Genomic DNA, 15649 nt, shown 5'->3' on the forward strand with positions numbered 1-15649 from the left:
GCGGCCGGAAATGTAACCCATAATTCACTCGATTCAGGCCGGCGTCGCCACACCGCACATTCTGCCACGCCTGGTCGGGTGAGCGTCACTTCGTCGGCAGTGCTCTGATCGACATTTGACTAATGGCGCTCGTACCGCCCGGCGCGACGCAGCCCACCGACCCGATCACCTTGGTGCTGAACACTATTTCCGGAGCGGTGGCCAGCGTGGCGCCGTGGCAACTCCTGTGACGAACCTGGTCAGCAGCGTGACCGGTGCGCTCGGCGGCGCCACCGCAGGCACCTCGCCCATCGCCACGATCACTTCGTTGCTGACCACCGTCACTCGTACTCTGGGCGCGTCGCCGCTGGCGGTAACCATCACGCACGCTGTTGGCAGCGCTGCCAACGCCGGCACTGCGATTGCCCCGCTCCTCGCTGCGCTAGCGATGGGGCAACCGACTGTGCAGTTCCACAGCCCGTCCGCAACGCCATCATCCGCCGCGATCTCTCCAGGATCCTTGTTTGAATTCGTCAAGCTGCCTGGTCCGCGCTGCGCCCAGGTGCCCGCGGGGAGAAGTTAGGGGCGAACCCGTTGATCTCATCGACAATCCACTGGGGAATCTCATACTTGGCTGCGATCAGCGGAGAAATCACGACGCCGTGCAGCTGGGCACGCAAATCGTCCCAACGCTCGCGCAGCACCTGCCAGTTCTTCTCGTCGTAGGTGCCCTTGAAAACAATGGGGCGTATCTCGATCCGGGGCAAGTCGCCCGGGGAGATGCCCCCTCTGATGGCTTCGTCCAGATGCGTCTCCCACAAACTGCCGACGCGGTCCACGCGCCCGATCTGCTGTTCGACTACACCTGGGTTCCACTCCGGATGCAAGAGCACCACGGTGCGGCATGCCTTGTGCAGATTGAGGCCTTCGCGCCCTACCGTGGATTGGGCGACCAACACCTTAGGGAAGCTGTTTTCCCGATTGAACGCGAGTTGCAGCAGCCTGCGTGTATCGGGCTTGGTGCCACCGAACATCAGGCGGGCAAATCCGCCCTGGGGGCGGTTGTACTCCTCGTCCAGACGCTTCTCCAGAACGTCCCACAGCTCCGTGGCTTCCTCCTCGTCGAGCGTGCCGTTGCCGTCTGTATCGCCTTCGTCTCGATCCGCGGAGGCGTCGACCAGCTCGATGAAGGCCGACGCGAATGCCTTGGGGTCAAACGCGTCGGTGTCCGGGCCCAACAGTTCCTGCATCGCCTTTGCAACCACGGCGAGTGGGGAGCGTTCGTCCTCTGCTTGCTGTGCATTGTCGACGGACTTCCTGAAGGCATCGAACAGCCGTTTGGCCCTGGCATTGTCCGCGTGACCGGCCAGTCCGGCATGGACATGCGTCAGCAGGCGGTCGCGGTACCGCTCGCGCTGCTGCTCGAGGCTTTTGTATTGCTCGGCCAATGCACGCTCTAGCTGCTCAGGCTGCAGGCTGCCCGGCCGTTGCAGTTGCTGGTGCGCTGCCGCTATTGCCTCCCAGCCGTCATCAGGCACCTTGGCCTGCGGCCAGGGGGTGCGCTGGTCTATGCAGCGCAGCATGGCGCGCGCGTTGAGCAAATCCACCAATGCCTGCAGTGGTTTGGTGAAGCGGCCAAAGACCAGCACCTTCTCACCTTCCGAGGTGATTTGTTCTATCGCGTGCACAGCGGCTATGATGGCCGGATGGCCAAAGAGCGGATCCTCTGTTCCCTGGAATGCATCTGTCAAAACTCGCATCCACCAATCGGCCCGTTGCTCGCGCTTGTCGAGGGTAACCGTCGCGACGACGCTTGCTGCGTCTGCATCCGCATCCCTATCCGCATCGCCCTGGTCCTGTTCGGCGCTGACGGACGGGCTCTTCTTGTAGTCATATTCAACGTCATGATTGACCTGACGGATCAGAGCCGCAATGCCGTGTCCGTTGCCGAAAGTCAGGCGCAATCGCTTGGCACTCTGGCTATCTGACTGGTTCGCCACAACCGACAAGGCCTCCGCGGCGCACACCGCCTGCTTCCACGAGGGATCCAGGCTCGCGGTGTCGATGGCTATCTCCGCCTCCCTACGATAGGCGTGCACGGGCGCCTTCGCATGAATGGCAAAGGCCTGCACATGGTTATCCTCGCGCTTGTCACGGCGCAGCAGGTAGGGCGATAGCGCCTCGTGGAAGTTGTCGGCCGCGTTCTTGTATGCGCGCCTGGCGTCTTCATTGGTCGGGGTTTGCCGGACACGGCCAACGGCCTTGGCGTAGTTGTCGATGGTGCCTTCAACCGCCTGCGCATCCACGTCGATTCGCGCGAGCACCTCTTTCCATTGCGCAGCGTTGAGCTCGACCGGGGTTGCGGTCATCGCCAGGCGGCGAGCCGATTGGCTTCGCAACACCACGCGGTCCAGCAGGCTCGACAGGACGCTATCGGTCTTCCGGCTCTTGTGGGCTTCGTCGACGATGACCAGGTCGAAGATGCCCAGGCCCAGACCGACAGCCCGTTCCAGCCAGGGGCGCAGTTCCTCGTCACGGCGGTATGCCTGTGGATCGAGTGCGCCGGGCCAGGGTGTGCTGTCAGCAAGTTCGCGGATGAGCTGACCAGCCAGGCCATCCGGCGCAGCCGAAATTGCCTGGACAATGTCAATGGCTGCCCTGCACGGGGATTCCTTGGGCAGCTTTTCGTTGTCGTGGTATTGGCGGGGAAATCGCCCTTCGCATTGCTTGCGCCAGTGCGCATACAACTGCGGGAGCAGCGCCCAGCGCCATGTGTCCCCGTTTCTTCCGAGCCGCCAGTTGGCGAAGGAGTGCGAGATCAGGACGACTTTCTGATCGAACCAGGGTTGATGCTGGCTCGGATCGTCGGATTCCCAGGCTGCAAGGTACTGCGGCAGGCTGCGCAGCAGAGGCGGCGGCGTGTTGACGTTTGCCTCGGCGAGTTCCGCGTGCCATTGGAATCCCAGGCCCGGCGGCACCAGGATAGCTACGCGGCCACCAGCTTCGATGACGCTGCGCGCGACGGTGGTAGCAATGCGCGTCTTACCCATGCCGACTTCGTCGGCGATGATCGTGCCATTGTGCGCGATGCGTTTGGCGATGCCGTGCAAGCTTGCCTGCTGTCCCTCGTTGAGCCAGCTGGCACTGGTTCCGCCTTCGGCCAACCTGGCCTGATCCCTGGCGGCCGCAACAAGTCCTTGTGCAACTACATCCCATCCTTGGAACGTCTGTTTCATTGCTGTGCTCCAATTGCCGGCAATCCATCCACCTGCCATGCCTGTTCGATGCGAGTCAGGACGGCCTCATACACCTGCCCCGCCGGCGTATCTACCAATTCCGCAAAGTCCGGACGGAACGGCGCTGCCTTCAGGGGGCTGAGCGGGTTGAGTGCTAATTCGCGGAAAACCTGCAAGGCGTGACTTTCGGCGGCGCGCATCAAGGTCTGCTCCAGACGGCAGCACCAGGCGGCCCAATCGCTTTCGTCGATCAGGGTCTGCCTGGCGGCAAGCTGCTCGATCAGTTGCATCATGTCCCGGACCGGATAGCTGGCCACACTAGGCCGCGTGCTGCTTGGCGTTCGGCGCCGGGCGTTGCCGGCTTCCTGCCCATCGTCCGCTGAGGCGTCTCCTTCGTTGTCTGGGGGCATAGGGAAACTGGCCAGCTGCCACCAGGCTTCCGTCAGGTCCAGTTGGGGCAGCGCCGTTGCCGCGATACGGCCGAATGGATCGACCACCGGCACCTCGGCTGTCCGGGCCTGACCGCCATCAGTCCAGCGTACCGTTACCTGGCGGGGCCGGGAATCCGGCCAGAGGAAGCCGTCGGCGGCCTTGGCGCAGGCATTGCTCGTTGGGTCGAGCACATCGAAGTCGGCGGTACCGTGATCCGACGTCAGGAGCCCGGCAGCAGTGTCCACCTCGTTCCAGAGCAGCCACGCCGCGGGCGGTGCAATGTACTGGTCGGAGCGATCCGGCATATCGCCACCCGGGGTCAGTTCGGCATCCGCCTTGAGTTCGCTTTCCCATTGAACGGGAAGAACGTTGGTTACGGCCTGCTCACGATGGCTGCCATGAAGATCGTCCCATAACAGTGGCTGCGGAGCGAATACAACGCCGGCCTCCAGGTTGCCGGCCCGCGGGCGCATCGCCGCGGTAAAGCCGGGCTTGGTCAGGTTGCCGGATCCTAGATAGAGCCAGGCGCTGCTGCAGTTGTTGCTGTCCCGCCGATAGTTGGCGCTAAACAGGAATTTGGCATGCAGCGTGCGCTGTGATTTGGCGCCAAAGATCGCTTTGGGTTGCCCTGCGGCCCTGACCTTGAAGCCTTCTTTGGTCAGGGCCTCAACCGACTGCGCCACGGCCTGGCAGGCATCGGCGTTGACGAAGACGTCAAGCCAGGGGCTTCCCGTCAGGAGTCCTTCGGCTTGCAGCAAGGCGACTATGTCCGTGAGCACAGTCGGCGCATGCCCCGGCGTTGCCGCGGTCTCATAGTACCCCGAACCCATCGCCAGGCTATTGCGCTGGACAGCGGCCCCGGTGTTTCGAATTTTGGCGCCCAGTTGTGACAGCAGGGACTTTCTTTGATTGTCGAAGAACCTGGGCGGGATCTTGCCTGCGTGCTTTGCGCAAAGCGAGAGCCATGCATCCAGGCGCGACATCGCAATGGCGGTATCGCTCGGATGCGCGTGTGCCCTAGCTTGCAGAATGCGGGTGTCGAACGTCTGCGCGAGCGAGCTCAACAGCGTATGCGCCGCCTTGACGTCCGCGCAACGCTGCTGGATGTCTGTATCGTCCGTACCGTTCGTATCCGCAGCCTCAAGTTGGTCGCTGCGCACATCGATGCACCAGGCCAGATCGAGGCTTTCCTCCATTGTCTGCCTGGTCCAGTTGCCGGTCGATACGATCAGCCTCGCGGTCCAGCAGGCGGCATCGCTTTGATGGCGGAAGCCAAGCAAAGCCACTTTGGCATGCAAGAGCGCGAATGGCTTGTCCGCCAGCGTGCGAATTGGCAAATGGGCGACACCAGGGGTATCGATGAATGAGATCGCCGGATTGCCGGGATCGAGCATCAGCGCCAGCGTCGTATTGCCCAGGCTGGCACGTTGGGCTTGCGTCTGGCGCGTAAAGAGTTCGGCGGCAGTGTTGAGAAACTCCGCGTCCGCTGAGTAACCGCATATCCAGCCGAAGCAGCCGAAATGGTCTTCCGGGGCTTCGAAATGCTGTGCAAGCGTAGGGGACGCTCGTGATGGCATGCTGCGGCTCATTCGCTATCCTGCGTGGTTGATGGTTTGTCCAGCCATTGGTCCAGCTCACCTCTCAGGTCTGCGTTAAGCAGGAAGAGGTTCGAGACGCGGAACGACATGCCCTTCGGCCATGAAATGCCACTCTTGATCCCGGGTGCCGCAACGCCGGAATCGTCGTCTTCGCCGTTGTCCTCCTCTGGCAGTTGTGCGCCTCGGAACGCCGGTCCCGGGACAACATCCTGCCCCTTCAGGCGCAATACGCGTTCATCCCGCGCGACCAGTTGCTTCAGGACCTTTGCGTGATCTTCGCTGCTGCATTCGCCGCAGAAAGCATTGGCTTCCTTGTCCACGTGCCGTGCGCTCAAGAAAGCATCGGCGGCGTCCTTTAACGCCTCCAGCCGGAGTGCCACGGCATCTGGAATCCGGGAGAGCAGCGAAAAGCGCTGCCCATATCCCTGATTGCCAATGTGCGCTTCCAGGGCATCCAGGACGGCGATCGCTGCATCGCGTGCGGACAGGAACAAGGCGCCAGTTTTCAAATCCTCCCAATGCTGGCCGCTGGAGATTTCCGCCGGCCTGGCTTCCCAGGAGAAGGACGGGCTATGCGCCGATCGTAGCGACTCCACCCAGTTCAGTGCGTCGCGTCGGCGTTGCCTGTCGTCCGTGCTCTCGCTGTCGGCCCCCTGAACGAGCCGTTCCATCAGCAGTTCCCGAGCGCGATCGGATAGGGGTTCGGTGGGAGACAGGGCAGCACGAAGCGGGGGCTCTTGACGCTGTCTTCCTTGGAGGTAGCCCATAACAGCAAATGATCAATGACGCTGCGATTGAAGGGCGAGCGGCCTTCGCAAGCGGCATCCAGGAAATCCTTCCCCGCCTGCGAACAAGCGAACGCGTTGAATCGCACGCCGTCCGCCTCCACCAGGCCAAGTGCCGGCAGGGCCTGGACGGTGGCCATGCGCATGGGCTGGGTGACATAGAAACTGCGTTGCCGGAGGGCCTTGAAGCCAAGGTCGGTCTTGCCTTGCATTTTCGTGCTGCCGCGCATGCGTGGGTCGCGCGTCCAGTTGTTGCTGTCGAATGCCAGCCAGCAGGCAAGGGCCTCGACCGCGTTGGCTGTCTCGATATTGGTTAGGTGCTTACCCTTTTCTCCCGCGCACTGGGCAATCCGGACGCCCAAAGTGGCGAGGAACAATTGCTTGCCGAACCACACACTACCCAAGCCTGGCACGGCCAGGTCATTGAACGACCGGACAGATGCCGCAACGCCCAGTGTTCTGGTGCGCCGCTCACTCGCTAGTTTCCCGGGGCCGAGAAGCCCCCATGTCAATGTCATATGATAGGTACCTGAGATTCCTACATCTACGAGGCCACTTGTGGCCGAAGAAAGAGCCATTCACTACATCGTCATCCGGCACCGATTCCTGAATGCCTATCGCTGAACATCCCAATGCCAGATCGTCTATAGCGCCAATCTACGTGGCTATGTCTCTATGGATCCATACCGGGAGCCGGCTATCCTGGTCTGGAAGATTGACCGCGCTCGTTGCGCGCTCACTCCTCTTTTCGCTGCATCATGTGTTAACCCGAAAATGTTCTGTGGCTCGCCGCGTCCGTGCAGGGACGATAGCTCACCTACCCCGAGTGCGGGTCGATCACGATTCAACGCCTCAGGACGAGTCATGGCAGGCCCCGTCCGCCGCAACAGGATCAGCAGTCGAAACGGGGAGGCGCCGTATATCAGTCACTTGATCGCCGAATCCGCGAAGCCACCACTCAAGCTGCGCGGTCTCAACAACAGTCGCGCTGATCTCGAATTGATCGCCTATCTCTCTGACCTGTTGATCCGCCGACAGAGGAGATTCCAGCACGTGCAACCCAGCGTCTTTGTCCACGCAGAAAGTGAGATGAATCCGTTTTCCGTCACCGAATCCGAACCGGCCATCCGCATCGTATTTCTGCAGATCGAAGTCCTTTGGCCGTTCGAACGTCTGCGTTGAGGCCTCTGCCGAGACGACCCGGTGCAAGGCGAGGCTGCGCTCGTTGTAGTACCCCTCATAGCGGCACACCAGGTATAGCCTTGCGCCCTGCTGTGCCAGCCCCAACGGCATCACATTTGCGGTCTTCCGGCCTCCGGCCGCGTTCTTGTAGTCAAGCTTTAGCCAGAGGTTTCTGTAGAGTGCATTGCTGACTGCCTCGAAGACACCGGGTTTAATTTTTGGCGGCAGGAGCGGCTGGGTGGTGCTGACGACTCTCACTTTGGATAGCCACTCCCGCTCCTGGGCTCGCTTGCCGTTGGCCGGGGACGTGAGATTCGTACGTGCCTGCTGGAAGAATCCGTCCATAGATTTCATCAGGCTGGCGGGCAGCAGATGCCGCAGATGCTGCTCGGCAAGCGCCAGCATTAGCGACTCCTGCTCATTGAGCACTGGCAGCGACAGCCCGCTCGCCCGATCCTTCCAGCGGTAGCCATAGGGCTTGCTGCGGTCGTCTCGCTCGATCTCAAAGTGCTCGCTGAGCATTTCAAGCTGGCGCTGGATTGTTCGCCGATCCCTAGAGAGTCCTGCATTCGTCAGTTGATCATGCAGTTCGGTCGCGGAAACCTTGCGATTGCGCGGAATGCGACGAAGCAACTCCAGTGCCAGCAGCACCGTTTCCAACGTGTCAGGGCGTTTAGCCATATCGGTTACAGCTTCAAGTCAGGACGGCCAGCAAAAAACTGCCAGAGCCGCACCATGGCAAAGGTATCCAGGCCGCAGTAGGCCAGTAGCTGCTGCTCGATCTGGTTCTTACGCGCGCGCGTCGTGCCCGGGTGGATCGCCTCCTGGTAGGCATCCATGGCCATCCCGCCATCTTGGACGCCATCCAGCGCGTCGTACCGCAGGTCCGGCGCGACCGCCGGAAGTACCCTCTTGATGCTCCAACTGCCTTGCTGGCTCGGATGGTAGTAGTGCTGTTGTGCGACCGGGAGCAAGTCGACTACGCGCGCATTGATGGCCAGAAGAGCTGCCTTCAGTCGGGGAAAACGGTCAGCAAGCTCTCGAATGCGCGAAGTTTCGAATGCGGCGTTATACACAAAGACCGGTCCGCTCTCCCCACAGTTGGCAACCAGCGCCTCCGCAAATGCCCGCGAAGGATCGCCACCCGACAGGTCAAGGAAGGATTGGTGCTCCAGCTTGCCCGTGCGCGACAGGCGGTGCACGCTGAACTGGAATGGCAACTGCTGATACGGACGAGTGCCCTTCCAGATCGGCACCGCAAACTGGATCGTCTCAAAATCGAGGAAGTAAGCCGGCAGCTTATGGGATGCGAGATCAGCGGCCGCGCCGGCGGCATCGAAGAATGTCTGCCCAGAGAGTGTATGCATCTTGACACGGCGCTGCCGGTCGTTTAAGAGGCCATCTGGCACATCCCGCAAGTCGGCGACACCGTCCTCCTCGATCAACGCCTTTAGCGCCCTGCTCTGGATGCGGGGAAGCCAGTGCACGGGATACTCGGCCTGGGGTTCCTGGCTCTGGCAATACCCAAGGAAACCACACTCGTAGGGATCACCGCAGTGCCCACCCGTCTCCAATTCTGGCTCATTGGCATTCGCAGCGATCGCCTGCGCATCGGCAATCCAGCCCTTGACCTCATCGCCACGTGCGAATGCCTCTGCCGAAAGGTCATTCTCGGTCAGCAACCCTTGGTAGTCCTCCGCGCCGGGATAGACCCAACTGCTATCGATGTGCGCGAGCGCAATCGACGTGAGCGGGACACCGGCGCTCCTCGCCACAAAGGCCTGCACTGCCGTATCGTCACGGTGATAGTCCTTGACGCTGGTGGAGGACTTGACTTCAACCATGCGCCAGGAGCGTTTTCCCCTCGTGCCAGACGGGAGCATAACGTCGGCGAAGGCCAGCGCCCCACCCGCAGAGAATCCCGCTTCAAAAATCGGCTGTGAGAACTGAAGCAATTCCGTGCTACGAGCAAAAGCGGCCTTGAACCCATCGCGCTGCGCATCGATCAGGACACCAACTTTTTCGGGTCATAGAGCCGCTGCGCAATCTCCCCGACCTGATGCCCCACCTGGAAGCTCGCTTCGGTCGTCGCAGAATCCTCGCGGAGCTCCGGTCGGTGAATCTCCAGCCACAGGCGTTTGGGGCACTGACGGAAGGCCATCAACTTCGACTTGGATAGTGCGCGCATGTTTCCCTCGTGAGCAAGCAGACAGATTATTCCATGCGAATCGGTATCAAAGGAAGCCGACCGCACTTCTTGTTCCCTCCTTCACCGCGCATTCCGCTTCGAGCGCAGCGATAAAGTCGGCAGGAGAGCCGATGGTGCGGAAGCGATGCTGGCATACGACTGCCGCAAAATCCCCCGGCGTCAACTTCTGGAGCCGGCCAAGCCGCGATTTCAGGTTCTCAGAAGGTGCCGGCGGCGCCAGCACATCGCAATGGCGGCAAAAGAGGTCCCAAGCCTGTCTAGGCGTCAGGTATTCGAACTTCACCTTCAGATCAAACCGCCGCAATGCCGCCTGATCCAGCCCGTCCATCAGGTTGGTCGAGGCCACGAACACGCCGGAGAAGGACTCCATCTGCGTCAGCATTTCGTTGACCAGGCTGACCTCCCAACTCCGCTGGGCGTCCCGACGGTCCTGCAGAAAGCTGTCCACCTCGTCGATGAGGAGTACCGCCCCATCCTGCTCAGCCTGCCGGAACGCACGGGCGATGTTCTTTTCATTGTCCCCTACCCATTTGGACATCAATTCGGAGGCCCGCTTCACATGCAGCGGGACGCCCAACTGCGCGGCCAGCCAGCGGCCATAGGCGGTCTTGCCGGTGCCCGGCGGCCCATACAGGCAGAGCCGCCCTGCCCTGGTTCGCATCAACCCGGCCGCCAGCTCGCCCAGATCTGCGTCGGCGTGGATAAAGGCCGGGTCATAGGTTTCGGGTAGCCGGTTGGGGTCAGCACTAGCTATCGGTTTGTGCCCCTGAGCCTCCAGCGTGTTGCAGATCAGCAATTCCATGGCCGAGGCCGCCCCCTGCACGCCCAACTCTTCGCGGATCGCCTGCACGACCGAAGCGGCGCGGGTCACGATGGCGGGCGCCAAAGCCTCGGACTCGGCCACCCGGTCCACAGCGCGAGCGTCCAGCAGGCCCGCGCAGGCGCCCTCGATAATCCGGGCGCGCTGTTTCTTGGGCGGCACAGGCAACTCGATAATCATGTCAAAGCGCCGAATAAACGCGGCGTCGAGACATTCGGCCGAGTTGGACAGCCACAGGGTAGGTACCGGGTTCGCTTCCAGCATTCGGTTGATCCATGCCTTACGGGTCTGCGCGGTACTCTTGCGCCCGAAGAAGCCGTCCCCATCGTTAAAGACGTCTTCTACCTCGTCGAAGAGGATCAAGGCCCGGCGCTGCCCAAAGAAGCTTTGGGCAGCCCGAAAGGCGCGTAGCCGCCGCTCCCCATTGATCGGATCGCCATCGTCGTCCTCGCTGGCCACCTCGAACAGCTCGCAATCGAGGTCCTTGGCCAGCGCTTTGGCGAGCTGGCTCTTGCCCGTGCCAGGCGCACCATGCACGAAGATGTTCGCGCCCTTTCGTCCGAACGACAGGGCATGCCGCAGGTAAGGCTGCAGCACCGCCAGCGAGGAGTTGACGTGTTCGTAGTCCGCCAACCCCAGTTGCGCGGGCGCTGCCAAGGCCACCGTGTCCCGCAGCAGGACGACCGGGTCTGCGTCAGAAGAAACAATATGGTCGGCAAAACTGTCAGAAAGCAACTCCAGCTTGCCATTCAGCATTGAACGGCAGCTGCGGTCCACGGATACCAGGCCGGATTGCGCCAGGACGCCCTGCGTGCTCAACGCCTCGCGAACCTCTGGCTCCGGCAGGTCGAGCAGGACCGCCAGCACATGAAACACCTTTGCCGACGACAATTGTCCCAGCCAGTCTGCCGTGTCGTCCAGCAGGCGCTCGTTCTTGAGCATCACGACAAACTCCAGGATCTGGCAATCCGTATCCGACAGACCCACCAGTTCCGCCAGGCGTGCGATATTGGCGTTAAGGCAGGCAGAAATCTGGGAGTTACAACATTGTTTCTCCGCTTCCTGATGGAGATTGCGCAGCTTAGCCCTGACGGTTTTGGGATTAAATTCCTCGGACTCCGGATCGATCCACTCCCCCAGACCCAGCAATTTCGCCAGCGTGTCATTGCTGAAGCCGCTGCGCTGAATGAACTCCTGATGGCCACCCAGGGGAACGAGCAACCGAAGCAGCCAGAGCTGGACAAGCGGCGGCACTTCCAGCGGAATACGGGAATACCGAGACGGACGGCGGCGCGGGATCATGCGGATCTCCTTGGTCAATGAAGCCAATTCTCCGCAAGCCTGCGTCAAGATGTGTCGCACGCGGTGGTGGCCTCACCGCCCCCAAGCCGATCCCCCCGAAATAGACGGAAGATCTCGCTGCGACACAATTTGTCGTGTTCAACTGATACCGTGGCTACACCTGCAAGGCCAGCCAACTTGGTTCGCCGCAGAGGACGGCAAATATTTCAGAAGAAGAAACAATGACCCTCACTATTTCGCCAGATCTGATCACCACGCTGCGTGGCGCCAAGCACGTCGTCATCCTGACCGGCGCTGGCGTATCCGCGGAAAGCGGCATCCCAACCTTTCGCGGACGGATGACCGGGCTATGGGAGCGCTATAGCCCGCAGCAACTGGCCAATGCCGATGCCTTCCAACACGATCCCGAACTTGTGTGGGGCTGGTACGAATGGCGCCGCATGCTGGTAATGAAGGCGCAGCCCAATCCAGCACACCTGGCCATAGCCCAGATGGCTGCCCAAGTGCCCCGCCTCCCTCTAATCACACAGAATGTGGACGACCTCCACGAGCGCGGCGGCAGCCAGGACGTCCTGCATCTGCACGGGCGCCTGCACCGGCCCTTCTGCTTTGACTGTCGGCAGCCCCATGCCTTTCCTCCTGGCCTTCCCGACGAACCGGAAGGTGGCCGGCGCCTGGCGCCACCGCGTTGCGGTCATTGCGGCGGGCCGATCCGGCCCGGCGTGGTCTGGTTTGGCGAGCGCCTGCCTGAAGACGTCTTGAATGCAGCCGTCGCAGCCTGCGACGATTGCGACATGCTGATCAGTGTGGGCACCTCCTCGCTAGTGCAACCGGCTGCCGGGCTGCCGCTGCGTGTAGCGCGCCGGCACCGGCCAGTGGTGCAGGTCAATCCGGAGCCCAACCCACTTAGCGCGCACATACGGTACGACTTGCTCGGTCCGGCAGGAAGCGTGATGCCAGCGCTGTATGAAGCCGCGTGGAGCGCTGTCTAACGTTCAAGTGCGGCGGGCGACCGGCCGGCGGCTGCAGTTTGCTGGCTACGGGCCTTCAGGTATTCTCCCTTGATCTCAAGACACGGGAGAATAAGAGTGGCACGCATCATTCCAGACGGCTGGGAAACCATGCCGGCCAGCGGCCCCGTCCAGCGCGAGCTTGATACGCTCGCAGTCCTGGCCGCCGGTCTGCCGGATGACTATACGGTCTACCATGCCGTGCACTGGACCAATGTCCAGCGCACGCACGCAATCTACGGGGAAATCGACTTCGTCGTCGTGAACCGCTGCGGCCACTTGCTCATCATCGAGCAGAAAAGCGGTTATCTCGAAGAAACGCCCGAGGGGCTGGCCAAAAACTACGCAGGCAAGATCAAGGTGGTGTCGGTTCAGATGGGACGCACCGCGGATGGCCTACGCGGCAAGCTGATGCGTAGCCTCAACGGGCAGCCGGTGGTCATCGAGCACCTGCTCTATTGCCCCGACCATACCGTGCAGCATCCGCTCACCGCCGGCCTGTCGCCAGAGCGCATCGTGGACGCCAGGCGGCGCGACCAGCTCTGTCGCCTGATCCAGGACATCTTGCCGGCCGGCGAGGAACAGGCTGGCACCGAGCGCGTCCATCGCTTCCTGCGCGACACCATCCAGTTGGAAACTGATGTCAGCGCCCTGATCGGCCAGGCGCGTACGCTGGTGACGCGGGTATCCGGCGGCCTGTCGCACTGGGCGCGCCAGCTCGATATGGAGCCCTTCCGCCTGCGGGTCACCGGCACGGCCGGCTCGGGCAAGACGCAACTGGCGCTGGCCGAGTATCGAGATGCCGTCGAGTGCGGCCGGCGTCCGCTCTATGTCTGCTTCAACCGGCCGCTCGCCGATCACTTCGCGCGGATTGCGCCGGCCGGCGGGCTGGTCTGCACGTTCCACATGCTGTGCGACCAGATCTTCAGGCATGCGGGCGGCACGCCGGATTTCACACGGCCGGACGCGTTCGCGAAGCTGGTCGAGGACGTAGCGGCACTCCCGGTTCCGCCGGACTTCCTCTTCGACACGGTAATTGTCGACGAAGGCCAGGATTTCGCGCCGCAGTGGCGCGACCTGGTGCTGCGGCATGCCGCGCCGGCCGCTCGCGTAATCTGGCTGGAAGACCCTATGCAGAACCTCTATGGGCACCCCAGTGCCGAATTGCCTGGCTGGGTCAGGCTGCGTGCGACGAGCAACTTCCGCAGCCCGCGCCCGGTCGTTAGGCTACTGCAGCCGTTGCTGCCGCTTGGCATGGAGATCGAGGCGAGCGCGCCGATCTCAGCCGCCGATGTGGAATTCCTGGTCTACCCGGACCAGGCGGGCATGCTGCAGTCCGTCAAGGATGCCATCCGCATGTGCTATTCAGCCGGCTTTCGCAAGGAAGACGTCGCGCTGCTCAGCTACCGCGGCCGCGACAATTCTGCGTTGCTCTGCTATGACCAGATCGGCCCACATACGTTGCGCGCCTTCACCGGCAGCTACGACGTACTTGGGCAGCCGGTGTATTCCCAAGGCGATGTGCTCGCCGACTCCATCTTCCGCTTCAAAGGCCAGTCCGCGCCGGCGGTGGTATTCGCGGAGATCGACTTCGAAAACCTCGGTGAGAAGGAGATTAGACGGTTCTTCGTGGGTGCCACCCGGGCGACCATGAAATTGGTGCTGGTAATTTCGGAGCGGGCGGCCGGGATATTGCTCGATCGGATATAGGCTCCGCCAGCGCATACCATTATCCGAAGATGACATCATTTAGCGAGCCACTGCCCGTGTTCGATATCTCCAAGTCGACGGGATTGCGCCTATGGGTGTTGCCGTTCTGCCTGAAGGCACGCGAACTGGCAGTTCCTCCCCATGCGCCGTTCGCACACGCCTTCCATAGCAGGCAGTCAGTTGATGGCATTCCTGGCGGACGCGAGGATCATCCAGAGCAACGTCTCATGCCAAACCACAGGATCTGCGCATTTTGTGCGCGGACCCGCTACGATAGCGCCTCCCAAATAGAACAAACAACGGAAACATCAGATGGTGACTTCGGCAAAGTGGCCCCGCCTCGAAAGCGATATCCTGTCCTGCATGCCCTCGGCGGCCGAAGAGCCGATTTCGTCTGGCGATCTGATAGACAACTTGCAGAAGCTCTGCCAGCACAATCCGCCCGGGCGTGACACCATTCTTCGTGCGCTGGATCGCATGGAGATCGACGGACTGGTGGCCAAATCCGGCCGCTCGCGCGACCGGGTATGGTGGCGCACGGGCAAGAGGGCGCCCTCGGACACAGCTCGCCGCCCGCCGCTGGAACTCGCCATCGCGCTGCTGACGCTGCAGCGGCACGCGCCCAACCACTTGCCCAGCCACGTCGTCAGCGAACTCGAAGCGTATTTCGCCGGTGCGACAAAGGTCTTGCAGGAAAGCCCCATAGACAGGGCGCTCGTCGACGCCCGCGCCTGGGCGACCAAGACAGTGCGTATCGACGCGGGCTATCCACTGCGCTCGCCACCGATCCGCGAAGAGATCCTGAACGCAATCCGGCGCGCCTTGTATGCCACCAGGGTGCTGACGGTCTGCTACCGCAATTCCCGGCTCGACAGCGAGGCCCCGGCCGAATACCCCGTCGTGCCGCTTGCACTGGTCGAACGCGGCCCGGTGCTCTACCTGGTTGCGAGCCGACTTAGCAGCGATGGCAGCTTCAAGCGCTACCAGTTGCGGCTGGACCGCTTCGTGTCCGCCACCTGCACTGAAGTGCCAGGCGAACCAGACCCGGATTTCGATCTGGAAGCGTATGTCCGCCATAATCAGTTCTTCTCCTTCTTTCCCGAGGCGCCGGTACGCATCGAGCTGCGAGTCAGGGAGGATGGCGAGATCAAGAACCTGTTCCGCGAACAGAAGCTGGCCGACGACCAGGAGATTGTCGAGGAAGAGGGTGGCTTCCGCCTGGCCGCCACGGTCATCCCCTCCGTCGAGTTGCGCAACCTCCTGATGGAGCGCTCGGCGCGCGTGGAAGTACTATCGCCTGCCAGCCTGCGCAAGGATATCGCGGAGAACCTCAGACAGGCATACGCCATCTACGCGGACAGCGCCGGTCCTGCCTGACCTCAGCCG

The 15649-nt window shown here is 62.0% G+C and carries 12 protein-coding genes; 4 read left to right on the forward strand and 8 right to left on the reverse strand.

The features are described from left to right. Positions 1 to 214: 214 nt before the first annotated feature. Positions 215 to 562: a hypothetical protein gene (locus OMK73_RS09740; protein ID WP_267601816.1), complete on the forward strand. Its 348-nt coding sequence runs from the start codon at positions 215 to 217 to the stop codon at positions 560 to 562. Here the strand turns inward: OMK73_RS09740 and OMK73_RS09745 are convergent. The 8 genes from OMK73_RS09745 to OMK73_RS09780 form a co-directional block, all read right to left on the reverse strand. Further along, positions 513 to 3215 carry a DEAD/DEAH box helicase gene (locus tag OMK73_RS09745; RefSeq protein WP_267601817.1) on the reverse strand — a complete coding sequence of 901 codons (2703 nt, stop codon included), beginning with the start codon at positions 3213 to 3215 and terminating at the stop codon, positions 513 to 515. The genes OMK73_RS09740 and OMK73_RS09745 overlap by 50 nt on opposite strands. Continuing rightward, the gene (locus OMK73_RS09750) at positions 3212 to 5224 is read right to left on the reverse strand and encodes a hypothetical protein (RefSeq protein ID WP_267601819.1); all 2013 of its coding nucleotides are present in this window, start codon (positions 5222 to 5224) and stop codon (positions 3212 to 3214) included. The genes OMK73_RS09745 and OMK73_RS09750 overlap by 4 nt, the downstream gene beginning before the upstream one ends. Positions 5225 to 5232: 8 nt before the next feature. Continuing rightward, positions 5233 to 5916, reverse strand: a complete 684-nt coding sequence (locus OMK73_RS09755; protein ID WP_267601820.1) for a hypothetical protein — start codon at positions 5914 to 5916, stop codon at positions 5233 to 5235. Continuing rightward, the gene (locus OMK73_RS09760) at positions 5916 to 6608 is read right to left on the reverse strand and encodes a hypothetical protein (RefSeq protein ID WP_267601822.1); all 693 of its coding nucleotides are present in this window, start codon (positions 6606 to 6608) and stop codon (positions 5916 to 5918) included. The genes OMK73_RS09755 and OMK73_RS09760 overlap by 1 nt, the downstream gene beginning before the upstream one ends. 274 nt (positions 6609 to 6882) lie before the next feature. Then, entirely contained in the window at positions 6883 to 7893 is a 1011-nt protein-coding gene (locus OMK73_RS09765) for a helix-turn-helix transcriptional regulator (RefSeq protein WP_267601823.1), read from the reverse strand. Positions 7894 to 7898: 5 nt separating this feature from the next. Further along, a complete protein-coding gene (locus tag OMK73_RS09770) occupies positions 7899 to 9056 on the reverse strand; it encodes a DUF2779 domain-containing protein (RefSeq protein ID WP_267601824.1) in 1158 nt (385 codons plus the stop codon). A gap of 161 nt (positions 9057 to 9217) precedes the next feature. Continuing rightward, complete coding sequence (locus tag OMK73_RS09775; RefSeq protein ID WP_267601826.1) at positions 9218 to 9400, reverse strand: hypothetical protein; 183 nt, start codon at positions 9398 to 9400, stop codon at positions 9218 to 9220. A 46-nt stretch (positions 9401 to 9446) separates the two neighbouring features. Continuing rightward, positions 9447 to 11543 (reverse strand): AAA family ATPase, encoded by a 2097-nt coding sequence (locus tag OMK73_RS09780; protein ID WP_267601827.1) that lies wholly within the window; start codon positions 11541 to 11543, stop codon positions 9447 to 9449. 221 nt (positions 11544 to 11764) lie between these two features. On the opposite strand from OMK73_RS09780, the gene OMK73_RS09785 reads away from it, so the two are divergent. From OMK73_RS09785 to OMK73_RS09795, 3 genes are all read left to right on the forward strand, one after another. After that, positions 11765 to 12535, forward strand: coding sequence for an SIR2 family NAD-dependent protein deacylase (locus OMK73_RS09785; protein ID WP_267601828.1), 771 nt, complete (start codon positions 11765 to 11767; stop codon positions 12533 to 12535). Between the two features lie 96 nt (positions 12536 to 12631). Then, on the forward strand, positions 12632 to 14263 hold the full coding sequence (locus OMK73_RS09790; RefSeq protein WP_267601829.1) for an ATP-binding domain-containing protein: 1632 nt from the start codon (positions 12632 to 12634) through the stop codon (positions 14261 to 14263). A 312-nt stretch (positions 14264 to 14575) separates the two neighbouring features. Next, positions 14576 to 15640, forward strand: coding sequence for a helix-turn-helix transcriptional regulator (locus OMK73_RS09795; RefSeq protein ID WP_267601831.1), 1065 nt, complete (start codon positions 14576 to 14578; stop codon positions 15638 to 15640). Positions 15641 to 15649 lie beyond the last annotated feature (9 nt).

The sequence above is a fragment of the Cupriavidus sp. D39 genome, assembly GCF_026627925.1.
GTDB classification, from domain to species: Bacteria; Pseudomonadota; Gammaproteobacteria; order Burkholderiales; family Burkholderiaceae; genus Cupriavidus; species Cupriavidus ulmosensis.

Coding starts and splice junctions, on each gene's coding strand:
- OMK73_RS09745 (WP_267601817.1), bottom strand. CDS start 3,215: ATGAAACAGACGTTCCAAGGATGGGATGTAGTTGCACAAGGACTTGTT.
- OMK73_RS09750 (WP_267601819.1), bottom strand. CDS start 5,224: ATGCCATCACGAGCGTCCCCTACGCTTGCACAGCATTTCGAAGCCCCG.
- OMK73_RS09755 (WP_267601820.1), bottom strand. CDS start 5,916: ATGGAACGGCTCGTTCAGGGGGCCGACAGCGAGAGCACGGACGACAGG.
- OMK73_RS09760 (WP_267601822.1), bottom strand. CDS start 6,608: ATGGCTCTTTCTTCGGCCACAAGTGGCCTCGTAGATGTAGGAATCTCA.
- OMK73_RS09765 (WP_267601823.1), bottom strand. CDS start 7,893: ATGGCTAAACGCCCTGACACGTTGGAAACGGTGCTGCTGGCACTGGAG.
- OMK73_RS09770 (WP_267601824.1), bottom strand. CDS start 9,056: ATGGTTGAAGTCAAGTCCTCCACCAGCGTCAAGGACTATCACCGTGAC.
- OMK73_RS09775 (WP_267601826.1), bottom strand. CDS start 9,400: ATGCGCGCACTATCCAAGTCGAAGTTGATGGCCTTCCGTCAGTGCCCC.
- OMK73_RS09780 (WP_267601827.1), bottom strand. CDS start 11,543: ATGATCCCGCGCCGCCGTCCGTCTCGGTATTCCCGTATTCCGCTGGAA.
- OMK73_RS09785 (WP_267601828.1), top strand. CDS start 11,765: ATGACCCTCACTATTTCGCCAGATCTGATCACCACGCTGCGTGGCGCC.
- OMK73_RS09795 (WP_267601831.1), top strand. CDS start 14,576: ATGGTGACTTCGGCAAAGTGGCCCCGCCTCGAAAGCGATATCCTGTCC.